General features: G+C 42.3%; 24 protein-coding genes and 3 pseudogenes. 25 read left to right on the top strand and 2 right to left on the bottom strand.

What is annotated here, in order from left to right; genetic code table 11:
- The first annotated feature begins 5 nt into the window (after positions 1-5).
- The 12 genes and pseudogenes from SORDD24_RS10065 (at position 6) to SORDD24_RS10010 (ending at position 7562) form a co-directional block, all read left to right on the top strand.
- On the top strand, positions 6-209 hold the full coding sequence (locus SORDD24_RS10065; protein ID WP_061410036.1) for a hypothetical protein: 204 nt from the start codon (positions 6-8) through the stop codon (positions 207-209).
- Between the two features lie 8 nt (positions 210-217).
- Complete coding sequence (locus SORDD24_RS10060) at positions 218-529, top strand: phage head-tail connector protein (protein ID WP_061410034.1); 312 nt, start codon at positions 218-220, stop codon at positions 527-529.
- Positions 510-848 carry a hypothetical protein gene (locus SORDD24_RS10055; RefSeq protein WP_061410032.1) on the top strand — a complete coding sequence of 113 codons (339 nt, stop codon included), beginning with the start codon at positions 510-512 and terminating at the stop codon, positions 846-848. Before SORDD24_RS10060 ends, SORDD24_RS10055 begins: the two co-directional genes overlap by 20 nt.
- Entirely contained in the window at positions 823-1335 is a 513-nt protein-coding gene (locus SORDD24_RS10050) for an HK97-gp10 family putative phage morphogenesis protein (protein WP_061410030.1), read from the top strand. Before SORDD24_RS10055 ends, SORDD24_RS10050 begins: the two co-directional genes overlap by 26 nt.
- A complete protein-coding gene (locus SORDD24_RS10045; protein WP_061410028.1) occupies positions 1332-1700 on the top strand; it encodes a hypothetical protein in 369 nt (122 codons plus the stop codon). Before SORDD24_RS10050 ends, SORDD24_RS10045 begins: the two co-directional genes overlap by 4 nt.
- A 3-nt stretch (positions 1701-1703) precedes the next feature.
- Positions 1704-2117: a phage tail tube protein gene (locus SORDD24_RS10040; RefSeq protein WP_061410026.1), complete on the top strand. Its 414-nt coding sequence runs from the start codon at positions 1704-1706 to the stop codon at positions 2115-2117.
- 3 nt (positions 2118-2120) lie between these two features.
- Complete coding sequence (locus SORDD24_RS10035; RefSeq protein ID WP_061410024.1) at positions 2121-2513, top strand: DUF6096 family protein; 393 nt, start codon at positions 2121-2123, stop codon at positions 2511-2513.
- Between the two features lie 50 nt (positions 2514-2563).
- The gene (locus SORDD24_RS10030; protein ID WP_061410022.1) at positions 2564-2905 is read left to right on the top strand and encodes a hypothetical protein; all 342 of its coding nucleotides are present in this window, start codon (positions 2564-2566) and stop codon (positions 2903-2905) included.
- Positions 2906-3454: pseudogene (locus SORDD24_RS10025) on the top strand (hypothetical protein); the annotation flags it as partial.
- 124 nt (positions 3455-3578) lie between these two features.
- A complete protein-coding gene (locus SORDD24_RS10020; protein WP_061410018.1) occupies positions 3579-4319 on the top strand; it encodes an NUMOD3 domain-containing DNA-binding protein in 741 nt (246 codons plus the stop codon).
- A gap of 193 nt (positions 4320-4512) precedes the next feature.
- Positions 4513-7200 (top strand): annotated as a pseudogene (locus tag SORDD24_RS11880) (phage tail protein); the annotation flags it as partial.
- An 11-nt stretch (positions 7201-7211) separates the two neighbouring features.
- Positions 7212-7562: a DUF6711 family protein gene (locus tag SORDD24_RS10010; protein WP_061410014.1), complete on the top strand. Its 351-nt coding sequence runs from the start codon at positions 7212-7214 to the stop codon at positions 7560-7562.
- 248 nt (positions 7563-7810) lie between these two features.
- Here the strand turns inward: SORDD24_RS10010 and SORDD24_RS11950 are convergent, their stop codons facing one another.
- Complete coding sequence (locus SORDD24_RS11950) at positions 7811-7939, bottom strand: hypothetical protein (protein WP_269139597.1); 129 nt, start codon at positions 7937-7939, stop codon at positions 7811-7813.
- 36 nt (positions 7940-7975) lie between these two features.
- Here SORDD24_RS11950 and SORDD24_RS10005 point away from each other — a divergent pair, with 36 nt between their 5' ends.
- The 12 genes from SORDD24_RS10005 to SORDD24_RS09950 all read left to right on the top strand — a co-directional run bounded on the left by SORDD24_RS10005 (position 7976) and on the right by SORDD24_RS09950 (position 18152).
- Entirely contained in the window at positions 7976-10741 is a 2766-nt protein-coding gene (locus SORDD24_RS10005) for a tail fiber domain-containing protein (protein ID WP_231082761.1), read from the top strand.
- Positions 10738-10947: a hypothetical protein gene (locus tag SORDD24_RS10000; protein WP_061410010.1), complete on the top strand. Its 210-nt coding sequence runs from the start codon at positions 10738-10740 to the stop codon at positions 10945-10947. Before SORDD24_RS10005 ends, SORDD24_RS10000 begins: the two co-directional genes overlap by 4 nt.
- Positions 10937-11545 carry a hypothetical protein gene (locus SORDD24_RS09995; RefSeq protein WP_061410008.1) on the top strand — a complete coding sequence of 203 codons (609 nt, stop codon included), beginning with the start codon at positions 10937-10939 and terminating at the stop codon, positions 11543-11545. Before SORDD24_RS10000 ends, SORDD24_RS09995 begins: the two co-directional genes overlap by 11 nt.
- 10 nt (positions 11546-11555) lie before the next feature.
- Positions 11556-11996, top strand: a complete 441-nt coding sequence (locus SORDD24_RS09990) for a hypothetical protein (protein ID WP_061410006.1) — start codon at positions 11556-11558, stop codon at positions 11994-11996.
- Entirely contained in the window at positions 11980-12312 is a 333-nt protein-coding gene (locus tag SORDD24_RS09985; protein ID WP_061410004.1) for a phage holin, read from the top strand. Before SORDD24_RS09990 ends, SORDD24_RS09985 begins: the two co-directional genes overlap by 17 nt.
- 2 nt (positions 12313-12314) lie before the next feature.
- The gene (locus SORDD24_RS09980) at positions 12315-13202 is read left to right on the top strand and encodes a peptidoglycan amidohydrolase family protein (protein ID WP_061410002.1); all 888 of its coding nucleotides are present in this window, start codon (positions 12315-12317) and stop codon (positions 13200-13202) included.
- 306 nt (positions 13203-13508) lie between these two features.
- Positions 13509-13952 carry a dUTP diphosphatase gene (locus SORDD24_RS09975; RefSeq protein WP_000701999.1) on the top strand — a complete coding sequence of 148 codons (444 nt, stop codon included), beginning with the start codon at positions 13509-13511 and terminating at the stop codon, positions 13950-13952.
- Position 13953: 1 nt separating this feature from the next.
- Entirely contained in the window at positions 13954-14469 is a 516-nt protein-coding gene (locus SORDD24_RS09970; protein ID WP_061410001.1) for a histidine phosphatase family protein, read from the top strand.
- 13 nt (positions 14470-14482) lie between these two features.
- A complete protein-coding gene (gene radA, locus SORDD24_RS09965; RefSeq protein ID WP_081103586.1) occupies positions 14483-15844 on the top strand; it encodes a DNA repair protein RadA in 1362 nt (453 codons plus the stop codon).
- Between the two features lie 72 nt (positions 15845-15916).
- Positions 15917-16411 carry a beta-class carbonic anhydrase gene (locus tag SORDD24_RS09960; RefSeq protein ID WP_061410117.1) on the top strand — a complete coding sequence of 165 codons (495 nt, stop codon included), beginning with the start codon at positions 15917-15919 and terminating at the stop codon, positions 16409-16411.
- A gap of 214 nt (positions 16412-16625) precedes the next feature.
- Positions 16626-17594: a ribose-phosphate diphosphokinase gene (locus SORDD24_RS09955; protein WP_061409999.1), complete on the top strand. Its 969-nt coding sequence runs from the start codon at positions 16626-16628 to the stop codon at positions 17592-17594.
- A gap of 120 nt (positions 17595-17714) precedes the next feature.
- A complete protein-coding gene (locus SORDD24_RS09950; RefSeq protein WP_061409997.1) occupies positions 17715-18152 on the top strand; it encodes a CoA-binding protein in 438 nt (145 codons plus the stop codon).
- 27 nt (positions 18153-18179) lie between these two features.
- Here the strand turns inward: SORDD24_RS09950 and SORDD24_RS09945 are convergent, their stop codons facing one another.
- Positions 18180-19190 (bottom strand): YeiH family protein, encoded by a 1011-nt coding sequence (locus SORDD24_RS09945; RefSeq protein WP_061409995.1) that lies wholly within the window; start codon positions 19188-19190, stop codon positions 18180-18182.
- Positions 19191-19342: 152 nt separating this feature from the next.
- Here SORDD24_RS09945 and SORDD24_RS09940 point away from each other — a divergent pair.
- Positions 19343-20245: pseudogene (locus SORDD24_RS09940) on the top strand (pyridoxal phosphate-dependent aminotransferase); the annotation flags it as partial.

Raw genomic sequence — 20245 nt, 5'->3', positions numbered from 1 at the left:
GAACTATGAAAGTCAGAGTAAAACAAGCGTTCAATGACTGGCAAGCGAAAGTGAGACGATATGAGAACGATGTTTTTGAGATGACAGACGAGCGTTTCAACGAATTGTCACACAATCTTAAGAGCGAGTTCTCAGTCGATATCGCAGATGTTGTCGAGATCATTGACGAAACTGAAACCCAAGGAGACGAGACGACTCCTTTTGACTAGGAGGTCTTATGGAACTTGAAAAACTAAAACAATTGACGGGTGAGGGTGACGAAACAGTCCTCTCGTCTTTACTTTTAAGGTCTGAAAATATCATTTTATCTGAAACAAACCGAGAGAAGCTGACTCCAGCGCTCGACAGGTTACTACCTGAACTTGTAATCGAGCTCTACAACCGCTCAGGAAGCGAAGGAGAGCAGTCTAGGAGCGAAGGTGGTATATCTGTAACCTACAGTGAGTCAGGCTTGTCTACGGGCCTTTTACAGCGTATTCGGATGCATCGGTTAGCGAGGGTGGCAGGTCATGTTTTTGAAAAAGAATAGACTGAAACCTTATAACCTCAAGCGGTTCAAAAAAAACGTGACGAATGAGGGAGTCGCTAAAGAAGGATATGCGGACGAAGTTGAAGAAGTAAGACTTGAGTTGTGGCCAGCGACTAGCAAGCTACAATCTGAAATCTACGGTGACCGAGTCAACGATATTCTGAACGCGAATGCGAGCAAGGATGCGGATATCAACGTGAAAGACGGTGTCTGTATTGATAGCAAGACAGAGGTCACGCATCGGGTTATCTCAAAAAAAGTATACAGTCATCATCAAGTTTTGGAGTTAGAACGTGTCAGGTTTAATCGGAGCAGATAGCTTAATCGCTAAATGCCGTAAGCTCTACGGCGCAAAGAGCAACGAGATAGTAGGGCAAGCGGTCTTGCATGCTGCTAAAACAGTCGTACAACCCGAAGCCAAACTCAGAGCGCCAGCGAATGAAGGCGAGTTGAGAAATAGCATTAAAGTAAGAGTTAAAATCGAGGGCGACAAAGCCATTGGAGAAGTCTTCACAAACTCAGACCATAGCGCCTATGTCGAGCTCGGAACGGGTCCGAAAGGGCAAGAGAATCATTCTGGTATATCGCCAGAAGTAAGCGTGTCTTATCGGTCTAGTCCGTGGTACGTGCATGAAGACCAAATCAACGTAGGACCTTACCACTTTGCAAAAAGAGGTGAGTTCTATAAGATGTATGGTCAACCTGCTCAACCTTACTTGTATCCTGCTTTGAAAGATAACCATGACCGTGTGTCGAGAAGCGTTTCAAAATTCGTTAGTAGAAAGATAAAAGAACAGATAAAATGATTAACATCAAGCCTTTAATTTACAAAGAATTGCAAAAGGTCGCAGATAATGTGACCGATACTTATCCAGACGATTGGGAGAATGTCCCAGTCGTCATTTTTTTGGAAGAACAAAATAAACCGGGTGAATGGTACGATGACCAAGAGAAGAAGTCGCATATCCGCTACAAGGTAGATATCTTCGACAAAGACAGCACAAGTGATTTAGCAGTCAAAATCAATGAAATCTTTGCATCTTTAGGATTGCGAAGAACAGATTGTCAGGATGTACCTGATCCGTCGCATTTGCGTCACAAGTTGATGCGCTTCGAGGGAATTGTGGACCTTAATTCACAATTGGTTTATCAATACAGAATGGAGAACTAAAATATGTTAGCAAACGGAATTAAGCTTGCTTTTAGTAAAACTAAAGGCGATTATCAAAATCTTGTAGGTTTGAAAGAGGTACCAGAGTTTGGTATTGAACCTGAAAAAGTCGAGAATACGACTCTTGCAGACAAGGTTAAGAAATACGAATTTGGCATTGGTGATGCTGGGGAACTTGAGTACAAATTCGCTTATGACAACACAACTGCCACTTCACCTTATCGTGTCTTGCGTAATGCTGCAGACAACAAGGAGAAACTCTACTTTGAACAAACCTACCCAGATGGTACCAAGGTCACATTTGAAGGTCAAGTATCTGTCAAGCTTGGCGGCGGTGGTGTGAACTCTGTTATCGAATTCACGCTCAAGATTGCCTTGCAGTCTGAATTGACGTTCGTTGATGGAATTGGAGGTTAATAGATGGCTCTACCATACACAATTTGGAAAGTGAGTGAGGATAAGGAGTTAAAGCTCCGCCTCACATCCTCGCAAGGGATGAATGTTGAAGAAAAAATCGGAGCAAACTTGCTCAAGGTATTCATGCCTGCTGGGGGAGAGGCTTTTGCTTTGCCACCACTGAAAGTCATGTTGTTATTGACTCATGGAGCGCTTCAAAAGTTCGAGCATGGAATCTCATTTGAAGATGTATCTGACCTATATGACGATTATGTCGATAACGGTGGAGACCAGGCTGCATTCATGGCAGACGTCATCTTGCCGATGCTTCAAGTATCGGGTTTTATGCCACGGGAGAAAGAAAGCAAGAAGAAAACTCCCAAGAAATCCAAAGCGAAAATGGAAGTAGTCGAGTAGAATCGACTGCTATATTGTCAGTAAAAGAAATGGTTGAGGGGCTTTATCCGATGTTTTTGGACATTGGGGGCAAGCCTCTCGATTTTTGGGATTTGACGGTACTTGAAATCAGAGAGATGATTGAGAGCTATAATCGTGTCACAATCCAAAAGCAAAAAGAAAAGATTATTGAATCTTACAGACTTTCGCAGATGATAGCAAATAATGTATCCTTGTTGCTTTCAAAAGATGCCAAACCACTTGAAGTATGGGATTATGCTCCTGAACTTTTTGAAAAAGAGCGAGAGCAGGTCGAACAAGCGAGATTGGCACAAGAGCTGAAATTGCACCAGGAACGCATGCGCATGTTTGCTGAAAGTCATAATCGAAAAATGAAAATGAAAGGAGAATAGATGGGAGTTACTCTTGATGAGCTCAAGGTTATGATTGACGCTGAAATAGCACCTTTCAAAAACAAGATGAAAGAAGTCGAGAATAAGGTCAAAGATGCCTCTAACAAAGTACAGTCATCAACCGACAAAATCAAGGCGCAGTCTGGCTCGATGCTAGGTGTGTTTGGTAAACTAGCCAAATTTGCTGGCTTTGCTTACCTTGGTAAAAAAATGTTAGATGTCGGTATGTACTCTACGCAGATGGCTCTTGAAGTCACGGCATCGGTTAACCAAATCAAGCGTCAAATGGGCGAGAGCTCACAGACATTCTTAAAATGGGTCAACGATAACGCGAACGCTATGAATATGGGTGTTGGTGAAGCGACGAAATATGGGGCGGTGTATTCAAACTTATTTTCTGGCTTTATCAAGGACTCGAACAAGTTGAGCGCATATACTGCTAAGATGTTGCAAACATCGGCAGTTGTAGCAGAGGGTTCAGGTCGTAGCATTACAGACGTCATGGAGCGTATTCGCTCTGGTCTGCTGGGGAACACGGAAGCGATAGACTTTTGTCGCACCGCTTAGAAATAGGCGGATTAAGAACTTACCAAAATCGGTAAAACTCTAAACTTTAATTTGTAACTTCGGTATAAATGTGATATAATATACTTAGTTAAAAAGAGGTGATATTATGGGCATTATATACGAAATTAAATGTACCAAAACAGGAAGAAGCTATTTTGGTCAATCCAATAATATAAAAAGACGATTCGATGACCACAAATACAAACTTCGTCATAACCAGCATTATTCAAAAGAAATGCAAGATGATTTTAACTTGTTTGGAGAATCAGAGTTTCAATTTTCTATTTTAGAAGAAGTATCTGATAACATCTTAGATGAGAGAGAAAGTTATTGGATATCATCATCTGACAATGTATATAATATTGAGGGTGGAGGAGTTAAAACAAAGCGCATTGCTGAAAGCACTAAAGAGAAATTGAGTGTTAAAGCAAAAGCGAGGTATAAAACTCACGCAAAATATTTTAATAACCCAACAGCCATTAAAAAACGGTCAATATCAAATACAGGTAAAAAACGAGATGATGATTTTAGAAAGAAAATGAGTGACATCGCTAAAAAAAGAACTGGTTCTAAAAACTCATTTTTTGGTAAAAAACACTCTGAAGAAACAAAACGAAAAATCAGTGAAGCTAATAAAGGGAAGTATGATGGTGGCAAGCCTAAGATTCCTATCGTAGCTATTCATCTTGAAACTGGAGAAACAAGGGAGTACGCATCAAAGAGTGATGCTTCAAAAGATATTTTTCCAGCTAGGTCTTTTATTGACAAAGTTTTGAATGGTGAAAAGAAGCATTATAAAGGGTACACTTTTAAAGAATTAAAACATGACGATACCGAGGTAAACTAAGCAATTAAAAAGGCTTAGTCACCGTAGAGCATAGGGATTGAACCTGTGCTTTTTGTTTTGTCAAAAAGTATAGAATAAAATATCCCCACGAGTGGTAAGCACCTAAACAATTCGGTTGTAGGTGAAAATATATGCCGAACTTACAAGAAATTGTAAGAAGTATGGATAAAAAGCCATGCGATAACATTATTGAGAAGACCTAGGAATCAACGTAAATGTGGCCATGATTCAATCAACTGAAGCATTCAAGCGTTTTGCAAATGGCCAAAGTTGGGATCAACTCGATTATCAAACCCAGCAACAAATCCGCCTCATGGCTATTCTGGAGCAGGCAACTGCTAAGTATGGTACGACCTTGTCACAATCGGTCAATGGTAGTATCAGCTTGTTCAAGTCGTTATTGAAAGACTCTGCTTTGAACATCGGTAACGCCTTCTTGCCGATTATCAACGCTATCATGCCAGTCTTGAACTCATTCGCTATGGTCTTGAAGAACGTGACTGCTAAACTCGCTGAGTTTATCGCGTTGATGTTCAACAAGAAAGCGACTGTTAAAGACGGCGTAGCTGGCGCAGTCGGTAACATGAGTGGAGCCATGCAAGATGCTGCAGGTGGCGCAGGCGACCTCGCAGACGCAGTAGGAGACGCAGGGGATTCAGCAGGAGGACTTGCTGACAATCTAGGAGACTCTGCCAAAAATGCCAAAAAAGCAGTCAAAGAGTTGCTTGGTTTAGCCGGATTTGATGAAATCACGATTTTAAACAAGAAAGATGACTCAGACGGGGCTGGCTCTGGCGGTTCTGGTGGTGGTAAAGGCAAAGGTAAGAAAGGTAAAGGTGGAAGCGGACCTTTCAAAGACATCTTGCCAGAAGTGGCCTTAACCGACATGGATAACCAATTCAAGAGCATTTTCGATGGTCTTGGAGATAAGCTGAAAGGACTATCTGACTTATTTAGCAAAGGGTTTACTGCTGCATTCAGAGCTGAAGGTTTAGAACGTATCAAGATTGGTCTTGGTCAAATCAAGACGACACTTGAAGAAATCGCTACTGACCCACGAGTAGTTAATGCTTTTAATCTCATGATTGAGAAGATAGCATACTCTTTAGGGCAGATTACAGGCTCTCTGGCAACGGTTGGAGTCGGTATCGGTGTTTTCCTTTCCGAAAGCATAGCAAACGGTCTAGGACGCCAAAAAGAGCGTATTATTCGCTCGCTTGTGGCACAATTTGAAAATACGGGCAATATCTTTGCATCGGCTGGAAATATCGCTCAGGCATTCGCAGATGGCTTCTATGATGTCATAACATCGACTGGTGCTATTCGTATTGGAAGTGCGATTACATCTGCTCTTTTAGCTATTCAAGCTAGCGTTACTGAGGTTAGTTACAAACTTGGTGGTGACCTTATACAAGGTATCGAGCGAATTGTTACAGATAACATGCCTGGTATCGCCAGCTCGCTTTCCAATTCCCTGTCTGCCATTGCTCCTGTCTTTGAAAGTGCAGAACAAGCAATCAATGATATGGCCGACTCAATCAGTCGAGTGTATGATCAATACATTCGTCCGACGATTGAGTCGTCAACGAAAGCTATATCAAGTATTATCAGTTTGTTTGTAAGAGGTTGGAATAATTACATCCAACCAATTATCGAAAAACTCGGTCAGGGTTTCTCGGACACAATTGGCAAACACATCTCGCCAATGATCAAAAAGATTTTGGAGATGGCCGAAAGTTTCCAAGAAATGTCACAAGTCATTAACGCTTATGTAGGTCCTACTATCGGCTTTATCGTTGAGCAATTGACAAGAGTATTAGCTCCAACTCTTGAGTATATCGGAGAAGTCTTCCGTGTATTATTCAACATGGTTGCTGATATCTTGGGTGGCATTGCCGACTTCCTCAAAGGCGTGTTTGATATCATCGCTGGTATTCTTACCAGTGATATGAGTAAGATTTTCGACGGTTTCACCGAAACGGGTGATGCTATCATGAACATCTTGTCTACAATCTTAACTGGATTGTTAGATTTAACAGTAGCAGTCTTGAAATTCATTTGGGACACGATTGTGGCGATCTTCCAAGGAATCTGGGATGGGATCGTGGCTATCTTCACACCTCTCGGCGAATGGTTCTCAGAACGCTGGAACGACATCACAACAGTTTTAGCAGACGTAGCTAAATGGTTTGGTGATATGTTCCAAAAAGCTTGGAACGCGCTAACGAATGTATTCTCGTCAATCGGCACCTGGTTCGGTGAGCGTTGGAACGATGTAACGACTGCGCTTGCTAACGTTGCTACGTGGTTCGGTAATATCTTCAAGACTGCATTTGAAGCGGTCAAGAACGCTTTTAGCACGATTGGAAGCTTTTTCTCTGGTGTTTGGACCACAGTCAAGAACATCTTCGTCAACGCTGGCCAAATGGTCGGTAGCGCAGTTGGTGGCGCATTCAAGAGCGCGGTTAATGCAGTTCTCGGTACGATTGAAAATGTGGTGAACGGCTTTATCGGCATGATTAACGGTGTTATCGGTTTGATTAACAAGATTCCGGGCGTCTCTCTTGGAAGCGTTGGCTATGTGAGTCTACCTCGATTAGCTCGTGGTGGTATCGTTGATAGTCCGACCGTGGCCATGATTGGTGAAGCTGGTAAAGAAGTCGTTATGCCTCTTGAAAACACTGGATTCTTGCAGACTATGGGGCGCATCGTAGGTGGTGCTGTAGTAAATGCCTTGGGCGGTGGATTACCACAATCAGGAGGCTTCAACGGTAGCGGTGACATCGTCATCATGATTGGCGGTCACGAGTTCGGTCGTGTAGCTATCCAAGAAATCAATCGAGAACAGGAACGTGCAGGACAAGTCTTGCTTAACATTTAGAAGGAGGTAAAATGGCACGCTTAATTATCAACGGGGTGGCTGTTAAGCCTCCCAAATCTTTTCAAGTCGGTATCCAAGATATTGACGGAGAAACAGGTCGTAATGCTAACGGAGACATGGTTCGTGACCGTATCACGACCAAACGAAAATTAGATTGCGAATGGGGCATGCTGACTCAAGGAGAAATGAGTCAGCTTTTAAATGCTGTATCGCCTGAATTTTTCATAGTATCTTATCCTGACCCGATGCTAGGACAAATCACTAAAACGTTTTACGTTGGAGACAGGACGGCTCCAAGTTATTCATTTACTGAGAAGTTCAAGCCGTGGTCGGGCGCAAAATTTAATCTGGTAGAAAGGTAGGTTAGAATATGGATATATTCAGACGTAGGAAATTTGATGAAGCTATGTTTGCTAAGAACCGTACTCTCGCTATCAGAGTAGGGCAGTATCAGTCAAGCGATATCAAAGAAGCGCATTTTGATTATGGCTATATCAAAGGTGATGCCTATAAGCCCGGTGGAACGTGTGCTGGCAGTGGTAAAATCACGTTCACAAGCATTATCACTACATTCAATAAGCTGGATAAGGTTTATCCTGAAATTGGCCTCTTAGTAGACGGAACCTACGAATGGGTCAAAATGGGCGAGTATTTCATCAACGACATTGAGATTGACCGAAACCGTAACACGACTACGCTTGATTTGATGGATGGGATGTTCAAACTCAATCGTGGACATATCACAGATTTGACTTATCCAGCGGAAATTAGACAAGTGATTAAAGAAATTTGTCTGAAGACCGGTATAGAGTTAGCAAATGAATACATGGATATTACATCCATGAATTATGTTATTGATAAAATTCCCAAAGAAAAGAAAATGACATTCAGAGACGTCTTGAGCTCAGCTACTCAGATGCTCGGGATGTCTTGTTTCTTTAATCGAGAAGGAAAACTTGAAATCAAAGAATTAACCGAGTCAGGCATCACGATTACAGCAGATAGCTACTTTATGCACGGATTGACCAAGAGTGAAGTTCAGTATCAGATAGCTGGGATAACTTGCAAAAAAGAGAAAGAGACTCTCACGGTTGGTATGCGTACTGGTCTATCATTGGAATTGGATAATCTATTTATGTCTCAAACGATTTTGGATAATCTCTATCACAAAATCAAGGATATTCGATACTATCCGTTCAATTTGAATTACCAAGGCCATTTACTGCTAGATGTTGGTCAGTGGGTAACCATCAAGACGAACAAGGGTGAAACGTTCAAATCGCCAATCTTGAGTCAATCATTCACATTTAAGGGCGGTCTGCGTGGTCGTATCGGTGCAGACAGTAAATCTGGCAATGATGCTCAGTATTCATACGCAGGAACGTTCACGAAGAAGATTGAGCAATTCAGCGAATTTGAGAAGCAAATTCAAAACCAAATTGAAGAAGCTGGCAAAGGTTTTGACAAGAAAGTCGAGAAAATCAAGAACGACTTTAACGACCAAGTCGAACTGGCTAAAGCTAAAGTAGAAGAGGTCAAGAAAAGTCTGACAGAGACAATTGACCAACGTTTTCGTGATTTTGATAGTATAGATTTGAATGAAATCAAGCAAAAGGCAGACGATGCCTTGCGAAATGCTGGTGCAGGTAGTTTGCTAGCTCAAGAGGCGAAACAAATCAGTGAGCAGGCAAGACAGCAGATGGATTCAAAATTCGCTGAGTACAAGCAATCAGTAGATGGTCGATTCACAAGTTTATCTTCTCGACTCGATGGCAAAGCGAATCTTGTAGATTTTCAACGTGTACAAGAAACAAGCAAACTCTATGAGAGGATTATCGGTAGCAACGAGAATGACATTTCGAATAAGGTTGCTCGCATGGCTTTGACAAATCAGCTATTTCAAGTTGAGGTAGCTAAAAGTGTCGGAGATAGCCGAAATTATGTGAAGAATGCCGATTTTAGGGACGGTTCTAAAAATTGGAAAGAATCGAATATATCTGGATTAAATTTCAACTATGAACATTCATCGCGAAATCGAAATAAATCGGGCGTGCATATTTATGGCACATCTATAAATACTCGTTATTTTGGCTTGCAACAGACATTTAAAATTGAACTAAAAAAATCCGACAAAATCACTCTTTCTTTTTTGATTTCAAAAGATGGACTTAGCACTTTTTCTGGGCTTGACGTCGGGTTACATTATAGGAAAGACGGTGCAATAAAATCACAGGCGTGGAAGGAGATTCCAAATAGCGACATAACTGCATCGACTTATAAAAAACTTAATTTTAATTATGAGTTACCAGTTGATATCGATGAAATCAATTTAATGTTTTATGGAAATCCTGGAAAATCAATAAACCTTTACATCTCAGAGATCAAACTTGAAACTGGAAACAATGTAACCCCCTTCACGCTAGCTCCTGAAGATACGGACGAAGCGATTCGCACGGTTCAGAGTCAACTTGCTGGCTCATGGGCAATTCAAAACCTGACAAGCGCAGGCTCAATCGTTTCTCAAATCAATGCGACTAACAATCAAATTTTGATTGAAGCAGAGAAAATCCGTTTGAAAGGCAAGACCTTGCTTGACGAATTAACAGCGATTGATGGATATTTCAAACGCTTGTTCGTTGGTGAGGGTAATTTTGCCAAGCTGAACGCTGAAATTATTGGTTCTAAAACTATCACAGCAGATAAGTTGATTATGGACTCAGCCATGGCTCGGATGTTCGTTTCAAGCGATATCTTCACGGACACGCTTGCTGCTAAAGAGGCTTTTATCAACAAGCTTCGCTCGGTCGTAGTATCTGCAACATTGCTCGAAGGGTACAAAGGGAAAATCGGCGGATTCCAAATTGGTACGCATGATAAGGACCCTTCAGTTTATTGGCTGACAAGTGTCGACCATTTTTCAGTAGGTATGGGTACCTCAATAAATGGCCCAGGAAAATGGAGACAAACTGCTCTTTGGGTCAATTGGGGTAACGATTGGAACACGCCGGGAAACAACGCATGGTTCGTGAACAACGCCGGACAAATGTACTGCTATAATTCTGCTCATTTTTGGGAGACTCCGGAAATACACGGAAATTTAAAAGTTTCTGGCGATATTTATTATGTAAATAGCAAAAATCAGTTCAGTCATTGGATATATTCTGACACATACAAAAGAATAAGTAAGTCAAACGATTATTTGTATTTGTATAAAAGCGGATCAACTAGTTACGACTGGATACCGATAAACAAAGAAATCTCAGACCGTCGCTACAAATCGAACATTGAAGCTAGTACAGTCTCAGGTCTCGATGTTATCGAGCAACTCAAGACGTACAGTTATCGCAAGGAATACGATGGCAAAGTCAAAGATATCTCTTGTGGTATCATGGCTCAAGACGTCCAGAAGTACGCTCCTGAAGCTTTCTACGAAAACCCAGACGGTGCATACTCATATCGCACATTTGAACTTGTGCCTTATTTAATCAAGGCCATTCAAGAACTCAATCAAAAAATAGAAAAATTGGAGAAAACAGCATGAACGAACAAGACAAACAAATCAGCAATCTAGCGATTAAGTCGCTTGGTGAAAAAGTCGGTAATGAGGCTACTCAATCAGCAACGCTCGAAGCCCTCTACACAGTAACCGCTATGGAGCTTGAGCAGATGAAACGAATCATCGAATTAGATGAAAAACTCAAAACGAAATTTGAAGAAGTGAAAGGAAAAATGACAAATGGCAATTAACAATTATGAATTGGCAGGAAAGCCCTACACTCGTGGCCTTGGTGACAATCTCAAGACTGTAGTTGAAATCCGTCTGTCAGATGGGACTCGTTACAGTACGAACATGCGTGAACTGGCAGGTGACCGTACAACTGAGCAAGAGGACGTTTTGATTCAAGCAGTGCTCGATATCATCAAAGCAGAGCTAGACCCAGGCTCTGCCATCGTGAAGGCGCAAGCTGAGATTGAGCAAGCTGTTCAATCCTTGGCCAAAGCTAAGACGGACCTCTCAGCTAACAAAGAGAACATCGATAGCGTATCGGCTATTACTGAGGTTCTTATTGCACTAGCGATTGGCCAAAACGGTGGCATGCCCACGAACACTTATAGCAAGGTTGCTCAGTTCATCAAGCCACTTGTCAAGAGCACTCGCTATGCAAATGGTGACATCGTGGCTATGCCTTATCCATACGATACGAATCCAAAATGGCCAAAGGGCACGCTGACCATCTTTATGTTTCAAATGAGAGCAAACGAGGGATACACTTGGAAAGAGCAACCTCTTGCTGAAATGTTGCAAAAAGGCATTCTGACCATTGTCATGCCACGGATTGATTAAGGGGGATTTTATGTCATGGTCTGAAATAATTGAGAAAATGATACATGCCATCACTCAACTTGCTCCCACAATCGGAGTTGTTGCAACTGGATGGTTCGGCATGCGAGCTAGTAAAGCAGGTCACCTCAACCAAGAACAGTTCAAGGAGCTGAAAGGCGAATTGAATACTATTCACGCTATCGGTGAGGAGAATAAGCAAAATATAACCGAAATCAACAACAAGCTAGCAGTACATGATGAAGCGCATCTAGCTACTATGTATCTACGGCTTGAGCGTGATATTACAGTCGCACTCAAGCGTGGATATACAAGCGTTCACGAGTCGGACATTATCCATAAAATGCACTCGAGCTACAAGAAACTCGGAGGCAATGGGCGTATTGATGCCCTGTTCAATAAATACTTAAATTTAGAAATTGCGGAGGAAAACACAAATGCAACAGATTACTGAAATCATCACAAACGGAGCAATCAGCATCCTTGTCATTTTGGCTGGTATCGCGGTCAAATCGATTAAGGATTTTTTGATTAAAAAAGGCGGTGAAAAGACCATCAAGATTGTCGAAATCATTGCTAAGAACGCGGTCAACGCTGTGGAGCAAGTAGCTCAAGAGACAGGCTTCAAGGGCGAGGAAAAGCTGGAACAAGCCCGTACGAAAATCCGTGCTGAACTCAATAAGTACAATATCAGCATGACTGATAAGGACTTGGATACATTCGTTGAGTCAGCAGTCAAACAGATGAATGATGCGTGGAAAGGGGAATAAGCATGGGTTTAAGTCTTGAAACGGCTATTGCCTGGATGCAAGCTCGAAAAGGGCAAGTATCTTATAGTATGGATGACCGCAATGGCCCTGATTCCTATGATTGTTCAAGTTCAATCTACTATGCTTTATTGAGCGCTGGAGCCGTATCAGCTGGATGGGCAGTCAATACTGAGTATGAACATGATTGGTTGATTAAAAACGGGTATGAGCTCATCTCTGAGAATGCTCCGTGGGATGCTCAGCGTGGAGATATTTTTATCTGGGGGCGCCGTGGCTACTCTAGCGGAGCAGGTGGCCATACTGGTATTTTCGTGGATAGTGATAACATTATCCACTGTAACTATCGTTATGATGGAATTACAGTAAACGATCATGATGATATTTGGCTATACGCAGGACGGCCTTACTATTATGTGTATCGTTTGACAAACCCAAATGCACAGCCTAAAAAACCTAAAAAAGGCTGGCAGTCGGATGATAAAGGCGATTGGTACGCTCGAGCAAATGGGACATATCCGAAAAGTGACTTCGAGTATATCGAGGAAAACAAATCATGGTTCTACTTCGATGCCGAAGGATATTGCGTGAAATCTGATTGGGTATTGTATACGGATGGTCAATGGTATTACTTTGATGAGCATGGTTACATGGTAACCAGCTGGCGTCGTATTGATGGATACTGGTATTACTTCAATCGTGATGGATCTATGCGTAAAGGCTGGGTGAAGTATTATTCAGACTGGTATTACCTTGACGAAAAAGATGGAAATATGTTATCTAGCCGATTTGTACCTTACAAAGATGGCTACTACATGCTTCTTCCAGACGGTCGCTTGGCTGACAAGGCTGCATTTACTGTTGAGCCAGATGGGCTCATCACTACTAAATAATTTTTTTAAAAAATAGAAAGGAAAATTTCTAAAATATTGTTCGAATTGTTTTAACCGCAGGCTGTTTAGCTTGCGGTTTTTTTGTTTGCAAAAAGGGGCAAAAAAGGGGCAAAAATGCTGTAAAATGTCGTTAGTCCACGGAAGAATCTTGTATATGATTATTATTTTTACTTGATTTTAGTGCATATTGTAAATGATTGTATCGTAGCGTATCTTCATAAGTTGTTGTGTGCTCTTTTTTCGTGCTTTTTTCGAATAAATAAGATAAAATAGCCTAGAATAAATGATAATAGAAAAGAGAAAAATATGAAAATTCGTGGTTTTGAATTGGTTTCGAGTTTTACAGATAAAAATTTGCTACCTAAGCGTGAGACAGCGCATGCGGCTGGTTACGACTTAAAGGTTGCAGAACGTACGGTGATCGCGCCAGGAGAGATTGTTCTCGTCCCAACAGGGGTCAAGGCTTATATGCAACCAACTGAGGTCCTCTATCTTTATGACCGTTCTTCAAACCCTCGTAAGAAGGGTCTAGTCTTGATTAACTCTGTTGGCGTTATTGATGGGGATTATTATGGCAATCCCGGGAATGAGGGACATATCTTTGCTCAGATGAAAAATATTACTGACCAGGAAGTGGTTCTCGAAGTTGGGGAACGTGTGGTTCAGGCTGTCTTTGCGCCTTTCTTAATTGCAGACGGAGACGAGGCAGACGGTGTTCGGACAGGTGGATTTGGATCAACAGGGCACTAAGATGAAAATTATATTTGTACGTCATGGAGAGCCAGACTACCGTGAGCTAGAGGAACGTTCTTATACAGGTTTTGGGATGGATTTAGCACCTTTATCTAAGGAAGGACGGCAACAAGTTCAGAAACTTTGCCAAAATCCTTTGCTTGGCTCAGCTGATATACTGGTGTCTTCTGCAGTGACGCGAGCATTAGAAACGGCTTCTTATCTTACTTGTGCTACTGGCCTTCCTTTGAGAGTAGAACCCTTATTGCATGAATGGCAGGTTTACGAAAGTGGCATAGAGAATTTTGAAAAAGCACGTACTCTGTTTTTAGAAAACAAGGGGGAGTTGCTTCCTAATAGTCCTATTCAGTATGAGACAGCTGAAGAGATGAAGGCGCGTTTTTTGGAAACTATGATAAAGTACCGAGACTACCAGACAGTGCTAGTTGTCGCTCATCGAATGCTCATGCGCCAATTTGTACCAGACGAGAAGATTGATTTTTGCCAAGTAATTGAGTGTGAGGTAGAAATTTAGAAAGAGGTTTATCATCGCAAAGAAAAAAGCGACATTTGTGTGTCAAAATTGTGACTATAATTCACCTAAGTATCTAGGACGCTGTCCAAACTGTGGGTCTTGGTCTTCTTTTGTAGAAGAGGTTGAGGTTGCCGAGGTCAAGAATGCACGTGTGTCCCTGACAGGTGAAAAAACCAAGCCTATGAAACTGGCTGAAGTAACGTCTATCAATGTCAATCGAACCAAGACCGAGATGGAGGAATTTAACCGTGTACTTGGAGGCGGAGTGGTACCAGGGAGTCTCGTCCTTATCGGTGGGGATCCTGGAATCGGGAAATCAACGCTTCTTTTACAAGTTTCAACCCAGTTGTCTCAAGTGGGTACGGTTCTCTACGTCAGTGGTGAGGAGTCTGCCCAGCAAATCAAGCTACGAGCAGAGCGATTGGGGGATATTGATAGTGAGTTTTATCTCTACGCCGAGACCAATATGCAGAGTGTTCGAGCTGAGGTAGAGCGCATCCAACCAGATTTTCTCATCATTGACTCTATACAAACTATTATGTCTCCTGAGATTTCAGGTGTGCAAGGGTCTGTGTCTCAGGTGCGAGAGGTGACAGCTGAGCTCATGCAGCTGGCCAAGACTAATAACATTGCCATCTTTATCGTAGGGCATGTGACCAAGGAAGGTACTCTGGCTGGTCCGCGTATGTTGGAGCATATGGTAGATACAGTACTTTACTTTGAAGGGGAACGCCACCATACCTTCCGTATCTTGAGAGCAGTCAAAAATCGTTTTGGGTCCACTAATGAGATTGGCATCTTTGAGATGCAGTCAGGTGGATTGGTTGAGGTGCTCAATCCGAGTCAAGTTTTCCTAGAAGAGCGTTTGGATGGGGCCACTGGTTCATCCATCGTGGTAACTATGGAAGGGACGCGTCCAATTTTGGCGGAGGTTCAAGCCTTGGTGACACCGACCATGTTTGGAAATGCCAAGCGTACGACGACAGGGCTTGATTTCAATCGTGCGAGTTTGATTATGGCTGTTTTGGAAAAACGTGCAGGGCTTCTCTTGCAAAATCAAGATGCCTATCTCAAATCTGCTGGTGGTGTCAAACTAGACGAGCCTGCGATAGACTTAGCTGTTGCAGTCGCCATTGCTTCGAGCTACAAGGACAAACCAACCAATCCCCAAGAATGTTTTGTGGGAGAGTTAGGTTTGACTGGAGAGATTCGGCGTGTGAATCGTATCGAGCAACGCATCAATGAAGCTGCGAAGCTTGGGTTTACAAAAATTTATGTACCCAAAAATTCCTTGATAGGCATTAAACCACCTCAAGAAATTCAGGCGATAGGAGTGACGACTATCCAGGAAGTTTTGAAAATGGTCTTTGCTTAATCTGTGACAAATCCTCTCAAAAATGATAAGATAGGAGAAATATTTGATTATCAAATTTTTAAGGGGGAAATCGTGTCGTATTTTGAACAGTTTATGCAAGCCAACCAGGCTTACGTTGCCCTTCATGGGAAATTAAATCTGCCACTTAAGCCGAAAACAAGAGTAGCAATTGTGACCTGCATGGACTCACGGCTACACGTCGCGCAAGCTTTAGGTTTAGCACTTGGGGATGCCCATATCTTGCGGAATGCTGGCGGTAGAGTAACAGAGGACATGATTCGTTCGCTGGTGATCTCCCAGCAACAAATGGGTACACGTGAAATTGTGGTGCTTCACCATACAGACTGTGGAGCTCAAACCTTTCAAAACGAGTCTTTTCAAGAGCATTTGAAGCACGAGCTCGGGGTTGATGTTTCTGGTCAAGATTTTTTACCATTCCAGGATGTTGAAGAGAGTGTGAAAGAGGATATGCAGTTGCTTCGAGAATCTCCACTGATTCCTGATGATGTGGCTATTTCAGGTGCGGTTTACGATGTGGATACAGGGAGTATGAGAGAAGTATACTAACTTCATCTTGCAGAATTCTAATCCTAGCATAAGATCGCTACTTCAAATGTAGCGATTTTAATTTTAATATAGCTAATATAAAATAGTAAAAAACAAGGGTATAAATGTTTACTATTGTTTTATTTTTGATTGAAAAATAAAGGAAAAAGCGCTACAATGGTAGATGGAAAATGTTGTGTAAAAAACAAGTGATACATAGATACCGGAGGAAATCATGTCTTTTTCTGATTTAAAGCTGTTTGCCCTTTCTTCAAATAGAGAATTGGCAGAGCGTGTGGCGCAAGAGATTGGGATAGAGTTGGGGAAATCGACTGTTCGTCAATTTTCAGATGGGGAGATTCAGGTCAATATCGAAGAATCAATCCGTGGAAAACATGTCTTTATCCTACAATCAACGAGCTCACCTGTAAATGACAATCTGCTCGAAATTTTGATCATGGTAGATGCCTTGAAGCGGGCTAGTGCAGAATCTGTCAACGTTGTTATGCCTTACTATGGTTACGCACGTCAGGATAGAAAAGCGCGCGCGCGTGAGCCAATCACAGCAAAACTCGTTGCAAACATGCTAGAAGTTGCTGGGGTAGATCGTTTGTTGACGATTGATTTGCACGCTGCACAGATTCAGGGATTCTTTGATATTCCTGTGGATCACTTGATGGGCGCTCCATTGATTGCGGACTACTTCGAACGTCGTGGAATGGTTGGACAAGACTATGTTGTTGTCAGTCCAGACCATGGTGGGGTAACTCGTGCTCGTAAATTGGCAGAGTTTTTGAAAACTCCGATTGCAATTATTGACAAACGCCGTAGTGTAGACAAGATGAATACCAGTGAAGTGATGAATATCATTGGTAAGGTAGAAGGTAAGACTTGTATCTTGATTGACGATATGATTGATACAGCTGGAACTATTTGTCATGCGGCAGATGCTCTTGCTGAAGCAGGCGCAGTTGCGGTCTATGCAAGCTGTACACACCCAGTTCTTTCGGGGCCAGCTATGGATAATATTCAAAAATCAGCTATTGAAAAATTGGTTGTTTTGGATACCATCTACTTGCCAGAAGAACGTTTGATTGATAAGATTGAGCAAATCTCTATCGCTCATCTCTTAGGAGATGCCATTGTACGTATCCACGAAAAACGTCCTCTTTCTCCATTATTTAGTATCGAGAAAAAAATCTAAACTTTCACTTGAAATAGATCGTTCTCCTAGCAGGTTTCTTTTCTTGCTAGGAATTTTTTTGTAGTCAAAATCTGCAAGCCTTTTCAAAATATGCTATACTGATGAAAAAGGAGGATTTCTATGAACCAAGAATTTATCAATCCAAGTGATGGTGTGGTACGTCAGTATCTTGCAACCAGTAAAACGTTAGCAGTAGTAGGCTTGTCCGATCGTGAAGAAACAACTAGCAACCGAGTGACTAAGGAAATGCAGGCTCGGGGCTATAAAATCATTCCAGTCAATCCCAAGGCTGCAGGTGGCGAAATCTTGGGAGAAAAGGCCTATGCAAGCCTAGCTGAGATTCCTTTTCCTGTCGATATTGTCAATGTTTACCGACGGAGCGAGTTTTTACCAGATGTGGCGCGTGATTTTCTCAAGGCTGATGCCAAGGTTTTTTGGGCACAACTAGGTCTAGAAAGTCTAGAAGCGGAAGAAATCTTGCGTGCTGGAGGATGCGACGACATCGTGATGAATCGCTGTATCAAGAGAGAACACACACGCTTAATTCTTGAACAATAAAAGGTAGCCAGTGGGCTACCTTTTGTCTTAGAAAATACCAATCAATGCCTGCATGCCTAGGCTGGTAATGATGATAGCAATCCAGCAAAGGGCTCCAAGAAGAATGGACTTGCCGCTGGATTTGATCAATCCAATGAGATTGGTTTTGAGACCGATGGCGCTCATGGCCATGACGATAAGGAATTTGGAGAGTTGCTTAAGAGGGGTAAAGATACTACCGGACACACCGAGAGAGGTAAGTAGAGTTGTTAAGAGAGAAGCCAAGATAAAGTAAAGGATAAAAAGTGGGAAGACTTTTTTTAGTTGGAAACCGTGACTTTTTTTTTGCTCTCGACTTTGCCAGTAGGAGAGAAAGAGCGTGATAGGAATAATGGCAAGGGTGCGTGTGAGTTTAACAATGGTTGCAGACTCAAGGGTATTGGTCTGATAAAGACTGTCCCATGCGCTGGCTGTGGCCGTTACAGAAGAAGTATCATTGACTGCTGTTCCTGCAAAGAGGGCAAAGCCTTCGTTGGATAGGCGAAGCCAAGTTCCTAGAGTTGGAAAGATAAGCGCCGCTAAGACATTGAAGAAAAAGATAACGGAAATGGCTTGGGCCACTTCTTTTTCCTTGGCATGGATAACGGGTGCTGTCGCAGCAATGGCAGAACCACCACAGATCGAAGACCCCACTCCAATCAAGGTAGCCAGTTTAGTATCCAAAGCAAAAAAGCGCTGGAAGAGGTAGGCAACAATCAAGGAAATCGAAATGGTGGAGAGGATAACAGGTAGCGAAGATTGCCCAACTGCGAAGACTTGCGAGATATTAAGACCAAAACCGAGCAAAATAACGGCATATTGAAGCAATTTTTTTGAACTAAAGGTCAAGCCGGCATCCAGTTGTTTATAGGCTGATAGAAAAGGGTGAAGGAGCATCCCCGCAAAAATCGCAAAGACAGGTGCTCCGACGACAGGAAAGAAACCTCCTAAGTACCAGGATATGATAGAAATGAGAAGGCAGGCCAAGATTCCTGCCGCATTTTTTGATAAAAATGACATATAAACCTCCGAAAATAAGCACTTTTTATTATAAGCTTATCCATCAGAAAAGTAAAATAGAAAACAGAAAGGATTAACTCAAAATGGAATTTTGCGGTCAGGGAGCTTTTGTAGTATAATAGTACTATGTTCTGTAAGCAAGGGGGATATCTATGGACTTAACCAAGCGCTTTAATAAACAGTTAGATAAGATTCAAATGTCCTTGATTCGTCAGTTTGATCAGGCCATTTCAGAGATCCCTGGAGTTCTGCGTTTGACCTTGGGAGAGCCTGACTTTACAACGCCAGATCATGTCAAGGAGGCGGCCAAGCGAGCGATTGACCAGAACCAGTCCTACTATACAGGGATGAGCGGTTTACTGACCTTGCGCCAGGCAGCTAGTGATTTTGTAAAAGAAAAATACCAGTTGGACTACAATCCTGAAAATGAAATCTTGGTTACTATCGGAGCGACAGAGGCCTTATCTGCTACTTTGACAGCTATCTTAGAAGAAGGAGACAGGGTTCTTTTGCCAGCTCCTGCTTATCCAGGATATGAGCCGATTGTCAACCTAGTTGGGGCAGAGATTGTCGAGATTGATACAACTGAAAATGGTTTTGTCTTGACTCCTGAAATGTTGGAAAAGGCAATTTTGGAGCAAGGTGACAAGCTCAAAGCGGTTATTCTTAATTATCCAGCTAATCCGACAGGGATTACCTATAATCGGGAGCAGTTGGAAGATTTAGCTGCTGTTTTGCGTAAATACGATATTTTTGTGGTCTGTGATGAGGTCTATTCAGAATTGACCTATACAGGGGAAAATCATGTATCATTGGGAACTATGCTGAGAGATCAGGCTATTATTATCAATGGCTTATCTAAGTCTCATGCCATGACAGGTTGGCGTTTAGGCTTTATCTTTGCTCCTGCAGCTTTCACAGCTCAGTTAATCAAGAGTCACCAATATTTGGTTACTGCGGCAAACACCATGGCCCAACATGCTGCAGTAGAAGCCTTGACCGCTGGTAAAAACGACGCAGAGCCTATGATGAAGGAATACATCCAGCGTCGAGAT

This window comes from Streptococcus oralis (assembly GCF_001579175.1).
GTDB classification, from domain to species: Bacteria; Bacillota; Bacilli; order Lactobacillales; family Streptococcaceae; genus Streptococcus; species Streptococcus oralis_O.
Note: the sequence above shows the minus strand (reverse complement) of the source record. Positions and strands in the feature narration are given on the sequence as shown.